The sequence below is a fragment of the Alteromonas sp. B31-7 genome (genome assembly GCF_015767655.1).
Taxonomy (GTDB): Bacteria; Pseudomonadota; Gammaproteobacteria; order Enterobacterales; family Alteromonadaceae; genus Alteromonas; species Alteromonas australica.
Genome location: NZ_CP065233.1, coordinates 4002902 through 4020736 on the forward strand (window position 1 = coordinate 4002902; position 17835 = coordinate 4020736).

Annotated in this window: 14 protein-coding genes; 6 read left to right on the forward strand and 8 right to left on the reverse strand. The window is 46.3% G+C overall.

The genetic code is table 11. The features are described 5' to 3' along the window. The first annotated feature begins 139 nt into the window (after positions 1 to 139). Positions 140 to 1093, forward strand: a complete 954-nt coding sequence (gene murQ, locus IUA53_RS17530) for an N-acetylmuramic acid 6-phosphate etherase (RefSeq protein WP_196897501.1) — start codon at positions 140 to 142, stop codon at positions 1091 to 1093. Then, a complete protein-coding gene (locus IUA53_RS17535) occupies positions 1090 to 2304 on the forward strand; it encodes an exo-beta-N-acetylmuramidase NamZ family protein (RefSeq protein WP_231401186.1) in 1215 nt (404 codons plus the stop codon). The genes murQ and IUA53_RS17535 overlap by 4 nt, the downstream gene beginning before the upstream one ends. A gap of 12 nt (positions 2305 to 2316) precedes the next feature. On the opposite strand, the gene IUA53_RS17540 is transcribed toward IUA53_RS17535, so the two are convergent. Next, complete coding sequence (locus IUA53_RS17540; RefSeq protein ID WP_082052833.1) at positions 2317 to 3354, reverse strand: mechanosensitive ion channel domain-containing protein; 1038 nt, start codon at positions 3352 to 3354, stop codon at positions 2317 to 2319. Positions 3355 to 3417: 63 nt separating this feature from the next. Continuing rightward, the gene (locus IUA53_RS17545; protein WP_082052832.1) at positions 3418 to 5238 is read right to left on the reverse strand and encodes a glycoside hydrolase family 3 N-terminal domain-containing protein; all 1821 of its coding nucleotides are present in this window, start codon (positions 5236 to 5238) and stop codon (positions 3418 to 3420) included. A gap of 332 nt (positions 5239 to 5570) precedes the next feature. On the opposite strand from IUA53_RS17545, the gene IUA53_RS17550 reads away from it, so the two are divergent. Next, positions 5571 to 6947 carry a Na+/H+ antiporter NhaC family protein gene (locus IUA53_RS17550; RefSeq protein ID WP_044446081.1) on the forward strand — a complete coding sequence of 459 codons (1377 nt, stop codon included), beginning with the start codon at positions 5571 to 5573 and terminating at the stop codon, positions 6945 to 6947. A gap of 28 nt (positions 6948 to 6975) precedes the next feature. After that, positions 6976 to 8649 (forward strand): gamma-glutamyltransferase, encoded by a 1674-nt coding sequence (gene ggt, locus IUA53_RS17555; RefSeq protein ID WP_044446080.1) that lies wholly within the window; start codon positions 6976 to 6978, stop codon positions 8647 to 8649. A gap of 49 nt (positions 8650 to 8698) precedes the next feature. On the opposite strand, the gene IUA53_RS17560 is transcribed toward ggt, so the two are convergent. The 3 genes from IUA53_RS17560 to trxA form a co-directional block, all read right to left on the reverse strand. Further along, a complete protein-coding gene (locus tag IUA53_RS17560; RefSeq protein WP_044055858.1) occupies positions 8699 to 10105 on the reverse strand; it encodes an aldehyde dehydrogenase family protein in 1407 nt (468 codons plus the stop codon). Positions 10106 to 10305: 200 nt separating this feature from the next. Next, on the reverse strand, positions 10306 to 11604 hold the full coding sequence (locus tag IUA53_RS17565) for an adenylosuccinate synthase (protein ID WP_196897502.1): 1299 nt from the start codon (positions 11602 to 11604) through the stop codon (positions 10306 to 10308). A 225-nt stretch (positions 11605 to 11829) separates the two neighbouring features. Next, entirely contained in the window at positions 11830 to 12699 is an 870-nt protein-coding gene (gene trxA / locus IUA53_RS17570) for a thioredoxin (RefSeq protein ID WP_044055856.1), read from the reverse strand. A 145-nt stretch (positions 12700 to 12844) separates the two neighbouring features. Between trxA and IUA53_RS17575 the strand changes: the two genes are divergently transcribed. After that, positions 12845 to 13180 (forward strand): DUF962 domain-containing protein, encoded by a 336-nt coding sequence (locus IUA53_RS17575; RefSeq protein WP_196897503.1) that lies wholly within the window; start codon positions 12845 to 12847, stop codon positions 13178 to 13180. Positions 13181 to 13294: 114 nt separating this feature from the next. Further along, entirely contained in the window at positions 13295 to 15319 is a 2025-nt protein-coding gene (locus IUA53_RS17580) for a S9 family peptidase (RefSeq protein ID WP_231401335.1), read from the forward strand. A gap of 138 nt (positions 15320 to 15457) precedes the next feature. Here the strand turns inward: IUA53_RS17580 and IUA53_RS17585 are convergent, their stop codons facing one another. The 3 genes from IUA53_RS17585 to IUA53_RS17595 all read right to left on the reverse strand — a co-directional run bounded on the left by IUA53_RS17585 (position 15458) and on the right by IUA53_RS17595 (position 17796). Then, positions 15458 to 16579, reverse strand: coding sequence for a PQQ-dependent sugar dehydrogenase (locus tag IUA53_RS17585; protein WP_044446077.1), 1122 nt, complete (start codon positions 16577 to 16579; stop codon positions 15458 to 15460). Between the two features lie 93 nt (positions 16580 to 16672). After that, positions 16673 to 17146: a Dps family protein gene (locus IUA53_RS17590; protein ID WP_044055850.1), complete on the reverse strand. Its 474-nt coding sequence runs from the start codon at positions 17144 to 17146 to the stop codon at positions 16673 to 16675. 167 nt (positions 17147 to 17313) lie between these two features. Next, a complete protein-coding gene (locus tag IUA53_RS17595) occupies positions 17314 to 17796 on the reverse strand; it encodes a copper chaperone PCu(A)C (protein ID WP_052806574.1) in 483 nt (160 codons plus the stop codon). Positions 17797 to 17835: the final 39 nt, after the last annotated feature.

Consider the following 17835-nt stretch of genomic DNA (forward strand, 5'->3'; position numbering starts at 1 on the left):
CGCAGTGTACCATGACTAGGGCAAGATCAAATTCGCTGGCGTAATTATTTTCACCAATGGCCTTGGTGGTGGTTATTTTTATTAATAAAGCGGCTTACAATAACAATGCGCTATTTTTCAAACCTATTTAGGATCTGCTATGTCATCCACGCCGTCTTCTCAAACGACCTCAACGTCTATTTTAGCTGAGGAGTTATCACGTATCGTGTCTGAAGGGAGAAATCCAGAGACCACACATATGGACACGCTCTCTACTGAAGAAATGCTCGCCTGTATTAATCGTGAAGATGCCAAAGTAGCAGAGGCGGTTAAACAAGCAATCCCCGCCATTGCAAAAGCAGTAGACGCTGCCACTTCAAGCCTCAAAAAGGGTGGCCGTTTAATTTATTTAGGGGCTGGAACCAGTGGCCGATTGGGGATTTTAGATGCCGTAGAATGCAGACCTACCTTTAGCGTGCCAGACTCTATGGTTATTGGCGTTATTGCTGGAGGCGAACCTGCTATTCAACATGCAGTAGAAGGCGCAGAAGATAATCAACTTGCCGGGGAAGAAGACCTGGCCTCACTGGCCTTGACCAAAGACGACACCGTCATCGGGCTATCTGCAAGTGGCCGAACACCTTATGTGTGCGGCGGACTACGATACGCACGCCAACTTGGTTGCAGCACTGCTGCGATTGCATGTAGCCCTAATGCCGTCATGTTTAGCCATGCTGATATTGCCATTTGCCCCTTGGTAGGGCCTGAAGCGCTAACCGGTTCAACTCGTATGAAGTCGGGTACTGCGCAGAAAATGATTCTGAATATGATTAGCACCGCCACCATGGTAAAGCTTGGGAAAACCTATGAGAATTTGATGGTGGACGTCAACGCCACCAACGCCAAGTTAAAAGCAAGGGCGAAACGCATTGTGATGCAAGCAACTCAATGCACAGAAGAGCTCGCAGCTGAAACTCTCAGCGCGGCAGACAATAACGCCAAATTAGCTATTTTAATGATATTGACGAATACAGATGTTGATACCGCCCGAAAACACCTCGCCGAAAGCCAGGGTTATTTGCGCGGCGCAATAGGTCACCGGGAAATACCGTGAGGACACCCATTAAAACACTGCGGCTACCTGCAATAACGTTAACTTTAGTCTTGCTTTTAGAGCTTGTGTTTACTGGTGTGGCTAGCGGAAATGAACGGGTCACATTACAAGACGTTGGTGCGGCACAATTCCCACGTTACCTTTCGCAATTGAAAGGTAAAAAGGTCGCCATGGTTGTGAATCAAAGTGCGGTTGTGCCCGATTCAGAAAACGCAGAAGAATACGTGCATTTGGTGGACACTCTACTCAATAAGCAAGTCAATATTATTAGCATCATGTCTCCTGAACATGGTTTTAGAGGTGACAAAGGCGCAGGTGTAACAATTAGTGATGAGCGCGACCCCATCACTCATATTCCTATTTACTCACTGTATGGGCACAACAAGAAGCCCACGTCTGCCATGCTGAAAAACGTCGACCTGATCGTTTTTGATTTACAAGATGTTGGAGTACGTTTTTACACCTACTTAAGCACCCTGCACTACGTGATGGAAGCCGCCGCTGAGCATGATATACCGGTAATGGTTTTAGACCGGCCCAACCCTAATGGGCAATATGTTGATGGCCCAGTACTTGACCTAAACTACCGCTCTTTTGTAGGTATGCACCCTATCCCTGTATTACATGGTATGACCCTAGGCGAATTGGCCCTCATGATTAAGGGTGAAGGGTGGATTGAAAACGCTGATCAATTACAGTTAACCATTATTCCCGTACGTCATTACCATAAACAAAAAGCTTATCGCCTCCCAGTGCCGCCTAGCCCAAATTTGCCTAATGATACCGCCGTGTCTTTATACCCCACCCTTTGCTTATTTGAAGGTACTGACGTCAGTATTGGCAGAGGCACGCCGCTTCCCTTCCAAATTATTGGCCACCCAGACGTTGCGTTAGGAAAAGACACAATTAAAGTCAGTAGTTCAACAGCGGCATTAAACCCGAAACATAATAATGCCACACTGCGGATTCAAAAATTGAGCGCTGAAGATGCTTTAGGTTTATCGCCTACATGGTGGGTTCGCTCCTACAATGCGTTTCAACAAACGCATACACCGTTTTTTACGCGACCTCAGTTTTTCGACAAACTGGCAGGTACATCGTTATTGCGGCAACAAATAAAAGATGGGTTTACAGGGGAACAGATTAAGGCAAGTTGGCAAGCCGATTTAGCGGCGTTTAAAAAGCAAAGAGCCCCTTACTTACTCTATTGAGCGAAGCGCGAATTAGCTTGGCGGGGCTGTGGTCATGACACCTTCTAATTGCCTTTCTAGTGCCATTTTCTTTTCCTTAAGGCGCCTTTTATTTTCCCCTTCTGCCATCGCTAATTGTGCGTCGCACTCAGCTATCTGCTCTTGTAATTGCGCTTTGCTTTTTTCTTGCTCCGCAGCCTGCTCCGCTTTGTCATAAACGATGGCTTCTGGAGAACTTTCTTGATCATCTACTGCGCCCTTATCGGGGGTAGACATCTGCGGGATCATCGTACTCCCCACCGGTTGCACCCGTTGATTCATAAACGAGGGGGAAACAATTTCAATGCCTGCATGATGCAAACTGTCTAGCACCGCTTTGTGAAGACGGGAGCGCGCACTTAGCATACTTTTCACGTCTGTTAATAGCCCCGCTACCCGATAGCTTACCGAAAAATCGCCTAGCGAAGTTACCTGAACGAAAGCTTCATCCAGACCGGCATTGGCTGCTGCAGTAAGTAAGTGCTTCTCTACAAAGCTGTGGTGTAATTCGTAACCCAAACTAAGGTCTACCGATATTACGGCGCCAGAACCCCGCGTAACTGTAATCGGTGTATTCACCATGAAGGTATTGGAAAGCGCCACTAGCTCTCTTGTGTCGGTTTGTATTTCGGTGTCAAGTAACCCCATTTCTGCCACTCGACCGCTAAACTGCTCTACGCGAATGAAATCCCCCACTTTGAAGGGTTTGTTTACACGCAGAACTAAGCCCGCCATAAGGTTCCCAACCATGGTGGTGGATGAAAAAGCGATAACTCCAGACGCAAGTACACCTATGAGCGCTATCACCTGATTTCGCGTACTCTCACTGACTGGCAGAGACATTGCAATCACCACCAGCCCTATCAAAGTAAGTACTAACATACTTAACTGACGGGGTAACTTCTGCTGTTGTGTTAAATGAACCGGTTTCGCTAGCAAAAGAAAGTGTAACCCGGCCAGTATCACAATAACGAGGGTGAGGGAGGCCAATAGGGGTAAAAAAGGGGTAATTCCGTGAAACATTGTATCCATAAATAACGTCGCCACTCTCATTGATATTCTAGTTTTAACCCTACCCTCTCTAGGGTAACGGTATTAATGCTGATTAAAACGCCAGCTTAAAGGGGCGTATGAATGCGCCTGAGATTTCCCCAATAACACCTCAACTAATGCATCGGTAATGGCACTGCTCACCGGGGATTCCTCTTCTTGATTTAACGTCACAGAATAGCTAAAGGTGGCAATACCGATATCACTATACGGCATAAATGTATTTGCGACATAGGGCATACGCATAGGCACAAACACAATTTGTTTGTTTTGCTGTTTCGACGACTGCATTAACTGAATCAGAAAGTCGTGTCGGGTACCTTCATCCATTCGGTTTTGTATATTTTCTGGTGACTCTAACCCCGCAAGCTCGTATACAGCGTGTTGGGGACTAATGTCACCTACAATGATGGTTTCTGCGTGTGGAAGCAAGCGTGTAAGGACTTGCTTACTGGGTTTAGCCGTTAATGGAATGCAAGCCAGCGATATGTCGGGTGCTAGCACAGACACACTGTGGCTAAATGCTCGGCAACGTGCAGTGTCAGGCATCATGGCTAACCATGTGGTTGTACGCAACGGAAGCGCTTCCGCCCCATAAAGAAGTGTAATAGCCGCGTCAGCAAGCGCTTTCTCGACAGCTTTATTCTTTGTATTCCAAGGGTTTTCTGCCACTTCCTCACGCCACCAAGAAAGCCCTTTCTCATGAAAATTCCTTAAGGAAAACGAAGACTTAGCATTGGACACCCTTTGCAACGACATAAGATGTTCCTGGCGCTTTATGGTTCCCTTCTTTAGCTGGGTTTGCAATTTGTCGAAAAAGTCACTGAACGCCTGTATATCTGACGGTGTGCGAATAGTATAGGGCATGAGCGCAATATCGGCACCAGCCTGAAATGCGCGAACCACCGCATCCTCCTTCGTAAAGAAAGAGGCAATTCCCGCCATATCTAGGGCATCTGTGATCACAAGCCCCTTGTAGCCCATCTGGTTGCGCAAAATATCATGTAAAATTTTTCTTGAGAGGGTTGCTGGCACTATTTGAGATTGGCCATGCTTGTTAGGCAAAGTGGTTGAATCTAACGCTGGATATTGGATGTGGGCACTCATGACAAACGCGGGCGGCGTGGCACTGCTTATAATGTGTTGGAAAGGGAGAAGATCGCCCTCTCGCGCTTTCGTTTCACTGTGGTTGACTCGCGGTAATCCAGAGTGGCTGTCAACGTGGGTATCGCCGTGCCCGGGAAAGTGTTTAACCGCACTCATTACCCCCTCGGCTTGTAATGCAGCAACAAACGACTCGCCTAATTCCGCTACCCGCTCTGGCTTTTCACCGAAACTTCTTACGTTAATAACAGGGTTTTTAGGCTCGCTGTTTATATCAATTGAAGGCGCAAAATTCGTGTTAATTCCAAGAGGTCGAAGTACTCCGCCAATTCCCTGTGCGACATTCTTTGCAAATGCAGTACCGTGCTCATGATAACTGGCGCCAATGGCTAAGTTGCCTGCAAACGGTGTAAGCATATGGCTTGGTAATCTCGCCACCCGCCCTCCTTCTTGGTCTACCGCGATAAACAAGGGCGGCTTGTGCGCCTCAGCCATTGCAGCCTGCATAGTATAATTGAGGGTTAACAGTTGCTGTGCACTGACAATATTTTCCGAAAACAAAATGACGCCACCAATATTGTAATCAACCAATAACCGTTTTAGTGCTTCGGGTAAATGGGTAACCGGTGTGCGACAGGCCGACGCTGGCGTGCCATCGTCACAAAAGTATCGTAAATCGAGAATGAGGCGCTGACCCAACGAACGGTCCGTTGTTTCAACAACATGGGATTTCGTTTGCGCTGCATGGCTCATTGAATCCATTGAACCTATCGTGGCAACGCATACAACACATAAAAGAAAAGAGGCAAGGTGATTCAACAAAGTGTCCTAATAAAAAAGCATAAGTCGCGTTGGAAAGTTAGGTTAGTATGATAAAACTCCGTGAGTATTCAATAAATAACACTAACAAAAAATACTAAGGCGCTGGTAATTACCGCGTCGATTACGGTACGCTTACACATTAAGTTGTCGCTGAGCCTATGTAAACGCTTATGTAAACTAAGTACAGCCGCAAAAAACGTCAATAGGCCGAAACCTTACCTTCTGTCGTGTTCTGGCCAATGTTCATTAATTAAAACCTATTGGAAAGATGTATGGATTGGGTGTCAATCATCCCGCCACTCGTGGCCATTTTTGTCGTTTTCTGGAAAAAAGAAGTTATTTTAGCATTATTGCTTGCGGTGCTATGTGCCGAAGCTCTCATTCTATTGACTTCAACGCCTGAGATTAGTTTTTTAGCACCGATTAACGCCATTGAACGGGTAGTGAGCACTGCATCTAGCCCTGGCAATACCCGGGTTATTTTATTTTCCGTATTGGTTGGCGCCTTATTGGCCTTTATTCGCGACTCTGGTGGCGTCACGGCAACAGTCAATTATTTGGTTAACAAAGGCGTCGCTAAGAGTAAAAAGCAAGTGGGCGCACTTACCATGTTTACCGGCATAGCGGTGTTCATTGAGTCCAATTTATCTGTTTTAACCGCAGGTATTTTTGCCCGAGGCTTGTTTGACCGCTTCAATATGAGCCGCGCTAGACTGGCCTATATTATTGATTCCACTAGCGCACCGGTTTGTATCCTAATATTACTCAACGGGTGGGGAGCGTTTATACTGAGTTTACTCGATACCTATGAACTTCCCGAGTCATCAGCGTCTATTTTGTGGGGCAGTGTTATCTTTAACTTCTACGCCATTTTCACCCTTGTTATTGTGGCGTTTACCATTGCTACCGACAAGGTGCATGGGCCAATGGCGCAAGAAGAAAAAGCCCTGACCACTTCAGACGCTATTCAACACACAGCACCAGCCACAAAAGTACGATTTATGCTTGTTCCTTTACTGGTCATGGTACTCAGTATGATTGGCTTTATGCTATGGACGGGCAATGGCACGTTATCCCAAGGCAGTGGCAGTAAGTCAGTACTGTTTGCAACGGGCCTAGCGACTGCAGTGGCTTATGGCCTTTTGCTTATTCACAAGCGTTTTACCCACCAGCAAGCGGTAGAAATTGGTTTTAAAGGTATGGGTGAACTGCTGCCGCTAGTCACAATTGTGCTTTTGTCGCTAACGTTAGGTAATAGCTTAAAAGATCTCGGTACCGGCGTGTTTGTGGCTGGCGTCGTCGGCGAATATCTCCCGGTTGTGTTTATTGTACCCATGCTTTTTGTCGCGGGTGCCGTCATGTCATTTACGACAGGAACCTCATGGGGCACGTTCGCCATTTTGATTCCTATTGGCGTTCCTCTTATTCAAACATTAGGGCTTCCCCCCTCGTTAGTCGTGGCGGCTATATTGGGGGGTGGAATATTTGGCGACCACTGTTCGCCAATTTCAGATACCACTGCCGTTTCATCGTTAGCCGCAGGATGTGACGTTCTCACCCATGTAAAAACACAGTTCCCTTATGCCTTGTTAGCGGGGGGATTAACCTTAGTGGCCTATTTTATCGCCAGCCTAGTTATGATTGGTTAAGGTAAACCTATTTAAAGGAGCAGTCTTAATGGCACGTATCTTTGCATTAATATTAACGGTAATCGTGGTCACCGCCTGTAGTCATAAACAAGCGACTACACAGGTGTATCAGCAGGCCGTTGCGATGCCTGACTCTTTCAGTGCAGACGCAGCAATGGCGGTATTAGAGGAAGGCGGAAACGCGGTAGATGCAGCAATTGCAGCGCAGTTCGTCTTGGCCGTGACGCTACCAGAAGCGGGCAATATCGGCGGCGGCGGGTTCATGACCATCGCATTTGAAGGCGAAAACGACTTCCTTGACTACCGCGAAATGGCACCGGCTAACGCGCATAGAGACATGTATCTAGACAATGAGGGTAACGTAAAGCCTTACGAGTCATTATTCGGTGCTAAAGCCTCAGGCATACCTGGAACGGTTGCGGGAATGTGGGCAGCACACAAAAAGTACGGCAGCTTACCCTGGGAACGGTTGCTTGAACCTGCGGTTTCCCTTGCTGAAGAGGGCTTTATCGTACCTAAAAAGCTATCAGATAACATCGCATGGTATTTAGAGAAAACCGAAGAACAGGGACTAAAAGGGAATTTTGCGCATTATTTTTCACAAGCCAAAGCGAATACACGCTTTACCCAACCTGAGCTAGCCACCACCCTAAAACATATTCAAGCACAGGGAAAAGACGGTTTTTACCGAGGTGAGGTGGCCGAGAAAATCGTTTCTTTTATGCAAAATAATGGGGGGCTTATCACCCATGACGACTTACAAGCCTATCACGCAGTGTGGCGCGCTCCCCTCACCTATCAATGGCAAGATTACACCTTAGTGACTGCGCCCCCGCCCAGTTCTGGTGGGGTTGCAGTGGCGCAATGGATTGGCATGCTCGACGCCTACACCACGATGGCAACGCCTTCAACAAGCCTGAAGCATAATAGCCTAGACTACATTCATGTTATGTCTGAAATTGGTAAGCGGGTTTTTGCGGATAGAGCACAATATATGGGTGATCCTGATTTTGTGAACGTCCCCGTCAACGCGCTTATAGCACCTGACTATATTGACGCCCGCGCAAAAGCAATCAATCTCCACGAAATTTCAGTGACTGAAGATATTAAGCCGGGTCTAAAGGAAAGTGAAGATACCACCCATTTCTCTATTTTAGACCGCTGGGGCAACGCGGTCGCCAACACCACCACCATTAACCTTACCTTTGGCAGTGGGGTTGTGGTGTCTGGAGCAGGCTTCTTACTTAATGATGAAATGGACGACTTTAGCGCAAAACCCGGCGTACCCAACTTTTTTGGCGCAGTAGGCGGTGAAGCAAATGCCATTGCTCCCTATAAGCGTATGCTTTCTTCTATGACACCCACTTTGGTGAAAGAAGGCAACGACGTGGTATTAGTCACCGGCTCGCCAGGTGGAACCACGATTATCTCTTCGGTGACACAATCTTTGTTAAACGCGCTTTTGTTTGATATGACAGCAGAAGACGCCGTGAATGCTCCGCGCTTTCATCACCAACTACTGCCCAAGGATACGATAAGAATGCACGACGGCTTTTTAGACAGTGACGTTCAGCAGCTTAAGCAACGAGGTTACGTAATAGACCAACGGCGTTTTGGTGATCTACATCTTATTAAGCGAACACACCAAGGCCTAGAAGCAGCATCAGAGGCCAGTGGCCGTGGCAAAAGCATGGTTCGTTAGCCGGTTAGCTTCCCTCTCCCCGCTGACTGTAACGGCGGGGAAATCACCATTAAAGAAAGCGTTTTAGCAAGGCTAATTTTAGTTTTGAGAAAGGCGCATATCGAAAAGGTACATCAAGGGCGAAGCCACGTTTCATAACGGTCTTGATATGGCTAAATGTATCGAAGCCTGCCTGCCCGTGATACTGCCCCATGCCGCTATTCCCCACGCCGCCAAAGGGAAGTTCGGGGTTTGTCATGAATAACATGGTGTCATTGGTACATACACTCCCCGAGCTCGTATTAGCAATTATATGGTCTAGCACGTTATCGTCGTCACTAAATGCATAGAGCGCTAGCGGTTTAGGTCGTGCATTGATAAAACGAATAGCATGGTCAACAGACGCCACCGTGATAATCGGCAGAATAGGCCCAAAAATTTCGTCGCTCATAAGGGCGGAGTTTTCAGCAGGCTCTAACACTAATGTGGGTGCCATGGCGGGACGTTCAGGGTCTACTTGCCCCCCATAAATGACATTAACGTCTTCTAAATAACGTTGAAGGCGAGAGAAATGACGGTGATTAATAATGTTCCCGTAGTCTCTCGAATTCAACGGATCCTTAGAATATTGGGATTTAAGTTCCTTTTTAATGGCATCTATTAATTTGTGCTCAAATCCACTTTCAACCAAGACGTAATCGGGTGCAATACAGGTTTGCCCTGCATTCATCCATTTCCCCCATACCAGCCTACGTGCGGTGGTTTTGAGATTGGTATTTTTATCAACATAGCAAGGGCTCTTGCCGCCAAGCTCTAGGGTTACAGGTGTCAAATGACGGGCGGCTGCTGTCATCACAATCTTGCCCACGGCCTCGCCGCCAGTATAGAAAATATGATCCCATTGGCAGGCTAACAGGGCCGTACTTTCATCTTTCCCCCCCTCTACGACCTCGACACAGGTGGTATCCATATATTGCGGTATCAGGCGCGCAATTAGCGCTGAAGTATCTTCTGCTAGCTCTGAGGGCTTCAGAACCGCACAATTACCGGCAGCTAATGCGGCCACATAAGGCGCTAAGAGTAATTGTAGCGGATAGTTCCATGCCCCCATGATGAGTACTGTTCCGAGAGGCTCTGGTTGTTGAAAGCTTTTACCTGGCCAAGCCACCAAAGGGGTAGACACTTTACGTACCTGCATCCATTTAGCAAGGTGCTTGAGAGTATGGTCTATATCGGAAAGGAGGAAGCCTTGCTCAGATACCACGGCTTCCGTTTCACATTTGCCTAAATCAGACTTTAGCGCGGCAAGCAGATCGTGTTGGTTTTCTTCCAACAACCGTTTAAGGGCTAAGAGTTGATTACGCCGCCATTCAATAGAGCGCGTTTTACCCGTTTCAAAACTGGCCTTTAACTTTTCTACTTTATCAAGGTAGCACACGCCTGCATGCACAGCTTGTAAGGATGGTCTCATTGGCATAATTTGCTCCATCAATCGTCAATAGGTAAAACGAGTAAAACCTTATACGCATCTTATCTTAATATGGGTAATAAAGAACATCACAATAAAAATGTTAATAATGATTTAACAACAGCATTGATATTAGAGCGAGGATAAAAAGGGAAGAAACAAAAAAGCCCAGCGTTTAACGGCTGGGCTTTTAATTGCGTAATGATTGATTAAGCGTCGTAAGGATGTCGCAAAACGATAGTTTCGTTTCGATCAGGCCCTGTCGATACAATATCAACTGGTACACCGGTTAGGTGCTCTAAACGCTGAATATAATTTTTTGCTGCTTTTGGTAGCGCATCATAGGAAGTCACACCATAAGTGGTTTCACTCCAACCCGGCATTTCTTCATACACAGGAGTCACTTTATCGTAACCGTCTGCGGCCATGGGAGGTACGTCTTTCACGTTGCCATCAGCATCTTTATAGCCCACACAAATTTGCAATGTGTCTAGACCATCAAGTACATCGAGCTTCGTTAGGCAGAAACCGGTAATAGAGTTGATTTGCACTGCACGCTTCATTGCAACCGCGTCAAACCAACCAGTTCGGCGTTTACGGCCGGTAGTCGCACCAAATTCATGCCCTTTCACACCAAGGTGTTGACCTACATCACAATCTAATTCCGTAGGGAATGGGCCTGAACCTACTCGCGTAGTGTAGGCTTTAACAATACCCAGAACATAATCAAGCTTAAGAGGGCCAAAACCCGCGCCTGTAGCAACACCACCTACCGTTGTATTCGATGAGGTTACATATGGATAGGTACCGTGGTCGATATCAAGTAACGTGCCCTGTGCGCCTTCAAACATAATAGGAAGGCCCGCTTTATGGGCTTTATCTAGTTCGTCTGTTACATCCACGACCATTGCTTTGAGGATATCTGCTACGGCCATAGCGCCTTTAAGGGTTTCATCGAAGTCTACAGCGTCTTCACCGTAGTATTGAGTAAGCGTAAAGTTATGCACATCGAGCACTTCTTTCAGCTTGGCCGCAAAATCTTCTGCGTTGAACAAATCACCAACACGTAAACCACGGCGGGCTACTTTGTCTTCGTACGCTGGCCCAATTCCGCGCCCCGTTGTACCAATCGCCTTAGCGCCACGGGCTTTTTCCCGAGCAACATCAAGGGCAATGTGATAAGGAAGAATTAACGGGCAGGCTTCACTAATTTTTAGGCGCTCACGCACTGGAACCCCACGCTCTTCAAGCATAGTGATTTCTTTCATTAGTGCGTCTGGGCTTAATACCACGCCATTACCAATAATACAGGTAACGTTACTGCGTAAAATGCCAGAAGGGATTAAGTGAAGGACAGTTTTTTCACCGTCAATGACTAGAGTGTGACCTGCATTATGCCCGCCTTGATAGCGAACTACGTATTTTGCACGATCAGTGAGTAGGTCTACGACCTTGCCTTTACCCTCGTCACCCCATTGGGTGCCGAGTACCACAACGTTCTTTGCCATGAATCATATGTGTAAAAAAATTAGGCGAGGATTCTACAAAATTATGCGCAAAGGATCATCTGTTTTTCGCACAAAAATACAGCAATTGTTTGTTTACTCAAATGATTTATTTTTCATCGCTGTAAAAATAAACAATAGGGGCACTTTTTAAGGAGGCTTTTAGGACGAGTAAATTAAATCTAGTTGGAACAAAAAAGGCGCTTTCGCGCCTTTCCTAGTGTGTGATTAGTACAGTAATCCATAGACTTTACGTCTAAACTCAGATTTTAATGGGTCGCCATCGGCTAATGCACCAATCATGTCTAGCATAACCTTACGGGCATCACCAAAACTGAGCTCTTGTTTCAATACGCCAAATAATAAAGGCAACGCTTCATCGGCTTTGTTAGCCTGATGCAATTGAATGGCTAAATCCACTTTGAGCTGCAAATCGTCTGGGTTTTCTTTAACCGCCGCCTGCAAGTTTCTAATTTCCGGTGTATCAGCGGCTTGTTCCGCTAATTCTACTTTGCCCACTAAGGTTTGATAACGTGCATCTTGGTCCACCAGCTTAATTTCTTCTAGCGCTGTTTTCGCCTGCGATACTGAGCCCGTCTCAATGTAGCAATCAATAAGCATATATTTCGCGTCGATATTATCGGCGTTAATTTCCAGTGCTTGTTTTGCCTCAGGTAATGCTGAGGCATAATCGCCAGCTTGAATAGCCTTTCCTGCTGCCGCGAGGTGCTCTGTTTCTGGGCTAGGTAAATACTTTGCTAGCATTTCACGAATTTGTGCTTCAGGCTGAACCCCGGCGAACCCATCTACCGGTTGCCCATTTTGAACCACCATCACTGTGGGCAGGCTACGAATGCCAAATTGTCCAGCAACCTCCTGTTGTGCCTCACAATCTACTTTTGCAAGAATCATGTGCTGTGCATATTCACCTGCCAATTTTTCTAAAATTGGCATGAGATCTTTACAGGGTTCACACCAATCTGCCCAAAAATCTATAAGAACCAGCTTTTCTTGCGAGGCTTCAACGATAATTTGCTGAAAATTTTCTATCGTGATGTCGACGATGGTTGCAGCGGGGTTTGCAACAAGGTTATCCATAAACAGACCTTTTAACCGATTAAATTTTTAAAAAGAATATGGGGCGAATATACACAAAAAACAACCTTTATGCAGAAAAGGGACTTTGCCTAGCTAAAGTTGTAAAATTAGTGTTAAATTCAAACTTCAACTACTGGAGATCACCATGTCTGCAACCTCACAAACACGCAAACAGTTTGAAACCTTCGCCGAGTTTTACCCCTACTATTTAAACGAACATGCTAATCCTATATGTCGGCGTCTGCATTTTGTCGGCTCTTGGCTCGTCATCGCAGTGATTGTTACTAGCATAACAGAAGGAAACCTCGCCCTTCTGTGGTTGATTCCCGTGGTAGGTTACGGCTTCGCATGGGTTGGGCACTTCTTCTATGAGAAAAACAGACCGGCTACCTTCCGCCACCCGCTTTACAGCTTATTGGGTGACTGGGTTATGTTTAAAGACATTCTTTTTGGTAAGGTAAGTTTATCTCGTCATGATTAATGCGTAGCGACGAATGAGATAAAAAGCTGTCCTGGTGAAGGTAACAGTCAACATCATTTAAATAAAAAGGAAAGCGACATGGCAAACTCACGCTTTGCATGGGTAATAGGGGCAATGGTATTTTTATTAAGCCTACCGACACAATCCAATGCACAACTTCCCACCACACTTTCGCTCGAAGACACCTTTAATCTAGAATTCCCAGCATCGCCTTTTTTCATTGATGATCACACGCTGGTTTACGCTAGGCAAAGCATGGACATAATGCGAGATAGTCGGCGCTCTGCATTATGGCAAGTTAATATAAAAGACGGCACTCACCGCCCATTTCTTGCAAATAAAAGCTCGGTATCTCAAGCGACGCTGGCACCCACAAAAGATAAAATTGCTTTTACTCAAAGCGTCAATGGGCGCACCCAGTTATTCTTATATTATTTAGATACGCAACAAAGCATCCCGTTAACGAATGTTTCTGAAACTCCACGCAACCTGACTTGGTCTCATGATGGTAAGCAGCTAGCCTTCACCTTATTTACCCCTCACACATCGAAACCCCTGTTCAGTGATATGCCCAAAAAGCCGAAGGGCGCATCATGGGCAGAACAAGCCACGTATATTGAGAATGTGCAATATCGTTCAGACGGCCAAGGGTATGCAAAAGCAGGCTTTGAGCAAATTTATATTTTACCGGTTGAGGGTGGCACACCAAGACAACTCACCCAAGGTGCTTTTTCAAATGGGGGGACGCTAGCCTTTAGCCATGACAACCAAGCCCTCTATTTTGCGGCCGACAGAGCTGAAGATTTTGCCCTGCACCCAATGCGCAGTGCTATCTACAAAGTTTCAATTAATAGTGGCGACGTGGAACAGGTTACTGACTTAGAAGGCCCTGAGTATGGCCCAGCTATTAGCCCTGACGGGAAATGGTTAGCATTTAGCCATGTTATTGACAACAAGATGGCCTATCAAATCGATGACCTCATGGTAATGAACCTTAAGACGAAAGAAATGGTTCGCTTAACGGAATCCTTAGACAGAACCTTGGGTAAGTTTGTGTGGCGACACGATAGCAAAGGGATTATTTTTTCTTATTTAGAACAGGGTGAAAATACCCTTGCTGCTGTGAACTTAAAAGGGGATATAAAGCCCATTGACGTGAGCCTAGGCGGCCAATCGTTTGGACGTCCCTATACATCAGGGGATTTTGCATTAAGCCGTAACGGGTCAATTGTATATACCCAAGCGTCTCGCACTCGCCCCGCCGATTTAATGCTGTATCGCAAAGGCAAGCAAGACAGTCAACTGACCACATTAAACGACGATGCCCTTAACCATTTAACCATGGCCAAGGTGGAAGACCTCTCGGTGGTATCCTCCTATGACGAGCGCGAAATTGATGCCTGGGTGGCGTACCCACCTAACTTCGATAGCAGTAAAAAATACCCATTAATACTGGAGATCCACGGTGGCCCCCATGCCGCGTACGGACCGCATTTCTCACTTGAGATACAGCTTATGGCTGCACATGGCTACGTGGTGGTATGGTCTAACCCTAGGGGTAGTTCATCCTATGGCAGCGAATTTGGTAACTTAATTCACCACAATTACCCTTCTCAAGACTACGACGACTTAATGGACGTGGTAGACACCATGGTGGCAAACAATTATATAGATAGTAAGCAACTCTTTATTACTGGGGGCTCCGGCGGTGGTGTATTAACAGCCTGGTCCATTGGCAAAACAAATCGTTTTGCCGCGGCCGTTGTCGCTAAACCTGTGATTAATTGGATGAGCTTTGCCCTCACGGCTGATGCGTACCCTTTTTTCAGCCAGTACTGGATGGCAGATATGCCGTGGAAAATTGCTGACAAGTTATGGAAAAGAAGCCCCTTATCTTTAGTGGGGAATGTAGAAACTCCAACACTTCTGCTTACAGGGGAAGCGGATTATCGTACGCCAATAAGTGAGTCAGAGCAGTATTATCAAGCGCTAAAGCTACGCGGGGTTGATGCGGCTATGGTTCGTATTCCTGGTGCGTCTCACGGTATTGCGAGTAAGCCTTCTAGGCTTATACAAAAGGTAGGCAATATTTTGGCATGGTTTGAACGCTATCGCACGAAGGATAAACCCGAAAGTTAAGGTTTTCCTAGACACAGCAACGTGTAAACATCGCCGTCTGCTTTCACTATACGCATGAAAAGCAGGATAGAAAAAGGGGCGAGGATGATAACAACTCCTTGCCCCTTCTATTTTGTAGCACGCTTTCAACGTGTACGCTTATTTTGCCCGAGTCAGTTTGATCACTTTCCCATTAGGGGCATCGGTTAGCAAATAGATTGCGCCGTCAGGTGCAATCTCGACATCTCGAATTCGTTCACCGTTATCGCGCAGATATTCATGCTGGTCAGCAGGCTGACCATTGTTTACTTCTACCCGTCTTAAATGGGTAAATTTCAATGAGCCTACTAATAAGTCCCCTTCCCATTCTGGAAACATATCTCCGGTGTAAAACGCCATGCCACTTGGTGCGATAGAAGGGTCCCAATATAACCACGGCTGTGCCATTCCTTCTTTGTGAGTTTTATCACTAATGACCTCCCCACTGTAGTCAATACCATAGGTAATGACCGGCCAACCGTAATTGGCGCCTTTGTTAATCAGATTAACTTCATCGCCACCTTTAGGACCATGCTCCATTGCCCACACTTTACCGGTTTGCGGGTGCACAGTGACGCCTTGCACATTTCTATGGCCATAGCTGAAAACTTCAGGCGCGTCGCCCTCTGTGAATGGATTGTCTGTAGGTACTGTGCCATCGCTATTGATACGCACTATGGTACCAAAGTGGTTATTGGTATTTTGCGCTTCGTCCATGTACTTGTATCTGTCGCCAAGGGTAACAAATAACTTCCCTTCATTATCAAATGTAAGGCGACAACCAAAGTGAAAACCATTGTCGATAAGCGGGGCAGCACTAAAGATAACAGAAACATCAGAAAGGCCATTATCGGCATAGGTTGCGCGAGCTACACTGCTGCTACTGCCACCTTCACCGGGCTGACTGAAACAAAAATAGAGGGTGTTATTGTCTTCGAAATCAGGGTCTAGGGTAATGTCTAGCATCCCCCCTTGATTCACGGCGGCCACCTCTGGCACATTGCTGAGACGCGGCGTTAGCGTACCGTCTTTTTTGAGAACACGGATCCCACCAGCACGTTCTGTCACCACGAGGTCACCGTTTGGCAAGAATGCCATCCCCCATGGGTGCACTAGCCCTTCGGCTAACGTGGTGCTTTCAAGGTGAACATGATCGGAGTCTTGGTGTGAATGCGCTGGCAGGGATGCCCCAGCCAGCGCTGTGCTTGCAACTAATAGCAAGTGTCTAAATGTACGCGCCATACTATTTGAACCTGTGGTTATTAAGCGTTGTTGATCTTACGCTATGTTACCCTGTTCAGGTTCACTTATCGAGGCACGCAGAAGTGCGGTGTATTATCTTGGAAGCATAGCACGAAGCATCCACGCGGTCTTTTCGTGCACACGCATGCGATCACCAATAAGTGCAGCTGATGACTCATCGTCAGCATCTTGAGCCAACTTCAGAGAATCACGGCATGTTTTCACCACTTGCTCATGACCATGAGTAAGTAATCCAACCATTTCAGACGCTTCTGGCACGCCTTCAACCTCATCGATAGAACTTAGTTCAGCGAACGATTTATAGGTGCCAGGCGCAGCAACGCCAAGGGTACGAATACGTTCAGCAATTTCATCAACCGCTTCAGCCAGTTCAGTGTAATGCTCTTCAAACATCAAATGAAGCTCACGAAATTGTGGCCCTTCCACATTCCAGTGAAAGTTATGGGTCTGAAGATAAAGCGTGTATGAGTCTGCAAGTAGCTTTTTAAGCCCGTGCGCTACCGCATTACGATCGCTTTCTGAAATACCAATATCAATCTTACTCATGAGTCACTCCTTCGTTCGGATGTCCGAAATCAGATTAAAATATAAATTAACAATCTATAATTATGATACTACATTAAGGTGAGGATGGATTAGTGTATTAACTAATTAACCCCATAGAAAATAATGATTAACGGTTCAAGCTATATAACGCCGAGCGTGCGGACATTTTAATGATGGTGATGCTCATTTTTCATTGTCTGCTTTTTCACAGGCAGCGTAACCGTTTGTGAACCAAGACTATCAAAGTGAAATGTCATTGTTATTTCACTGCCTTCCTCAAGGCCCTGTGTTAACCCCATTAACATGACATGATAGCTACCAGAGCTAAATTCAACCGTTTCGCCAGCATTTAATTTTATGCCATCCTGTAGTTGCTGCATCTTCATCATGTCACCTTGCATGGTCGTGGTGTGAATCTGTGCTTCTGAGGCAATGGCTTTACTCACTGTAACGCGGGTTAATGTAACCGGCTTTTCGGTGGTGTTTTCTAACGTAAAGTAAACTGCCGCCGTTTTTGCCATCGGGAAGGTGGCACGGGCATAGCCTTGGGTTATTTTTAGGTCTTCATTCGCATCAGCGTTGCAACCGAACAACATCAGTAGTGCTGCACCAATAGCAATAAACGAACGAAAAAAGCGAAATACGAACATAGCGTTACTCCCAGCAAGAATTGAGAGTAAGTGTAAGAC

Excerpts from the sequence above, each read along its gene's own strand:
- murQ (WP_196897501.1), top strand. The coding sequence starts at position 140 with ATGTCATCCACGCCGTCTTCTCAAACGACCTCAACGTCTATTTTAGCT.
- IUA53_RS17540 (WP_082052833.1), bottom strand. The coding sequence starts at position 3,354 with ATGGATACAATGTTTCACGGAATTACCCCTTTTTTACCCCTATTGGCC.
- IUA53_RS17545 (WP_082052832.1), bottom strand. The coding sequence starts at position 5,238 with ATGGATTCAATGAGCCATGCAGCGCAAACGAAATCCCATGTTGTTGAA.
- IUA53_RS17550 (WP_044446081.1), top strand. The coding sequence starts at position 5,571 with ATGGATTGGGTGTCAATCATCCCGCCACTCGTGGCCATTTTTGTCGTT.
- ggt (WP_044446080.1), top strand. The coding sequence starts at position 6,976 with ATGGCACGTATCTTTGCATTAATATTAACGGTAATCGTGGTCACCGCC.
- IUA53_RS17560 (WP_044055858.1), bottom strand. The coding sequence starts at position 10,105 with ATGCCAATGAGACCATCCTTACAAGCTGTGCATGCAGGCGTGTGCTAC.
- IUA53_RS17565 (WP_196897502.1), bottom strand. The coding sequence starts at position 11,604 with ATGGCAAAGAACGTTGTGGTACTCGGCACCCAATGGGGTGACGAGGGT.
- trxA (WP_044055856.1), bottom strand. The coding sequence starts at position 12,699 with ATGGATAACCTTGTTGCAAACCCCGCTGCAACCATCGTCGACATCACG.
- IUA53_RS17575 (WP_196897503.1), top strand. The coding sequence starts at position 12,845 with ATGTCTGCAACCTCACAAACACGCAAACAGTTTGAAACCTTCGCCGAG.
- IUA53_RS17580 (WP_231401335.1), top strand. The coding sequence starts at position 13,295 with ATGGTATTTTTATTAAGCCTACCGACACAATCCAATGCACAACTTCCC.
- IUA53_RS17585 (WP_044446077.1), bottom strand. The coding sequence starts at position 16,579 with ATGGCGCGTACATTTAGACACTTGCTATTAGTTGCAAGCACAGCGCTG.
- IUA53_RS17590 (WP_044055850.1), bottom strand. The coding sequence starts at position 17,146 with ATGAGTAAGATTGATATTGGTATTTCAGAAAGCGATCGTAATGCGGTA.
- IUA53_RS17595 (WP_052806574.1), bottom strand. The coding sequence starts at position 17,796 with ATGTTCGTATTTCGCTTTTTTCGTTCGTTTATTGCTATTGGTGCAGCA.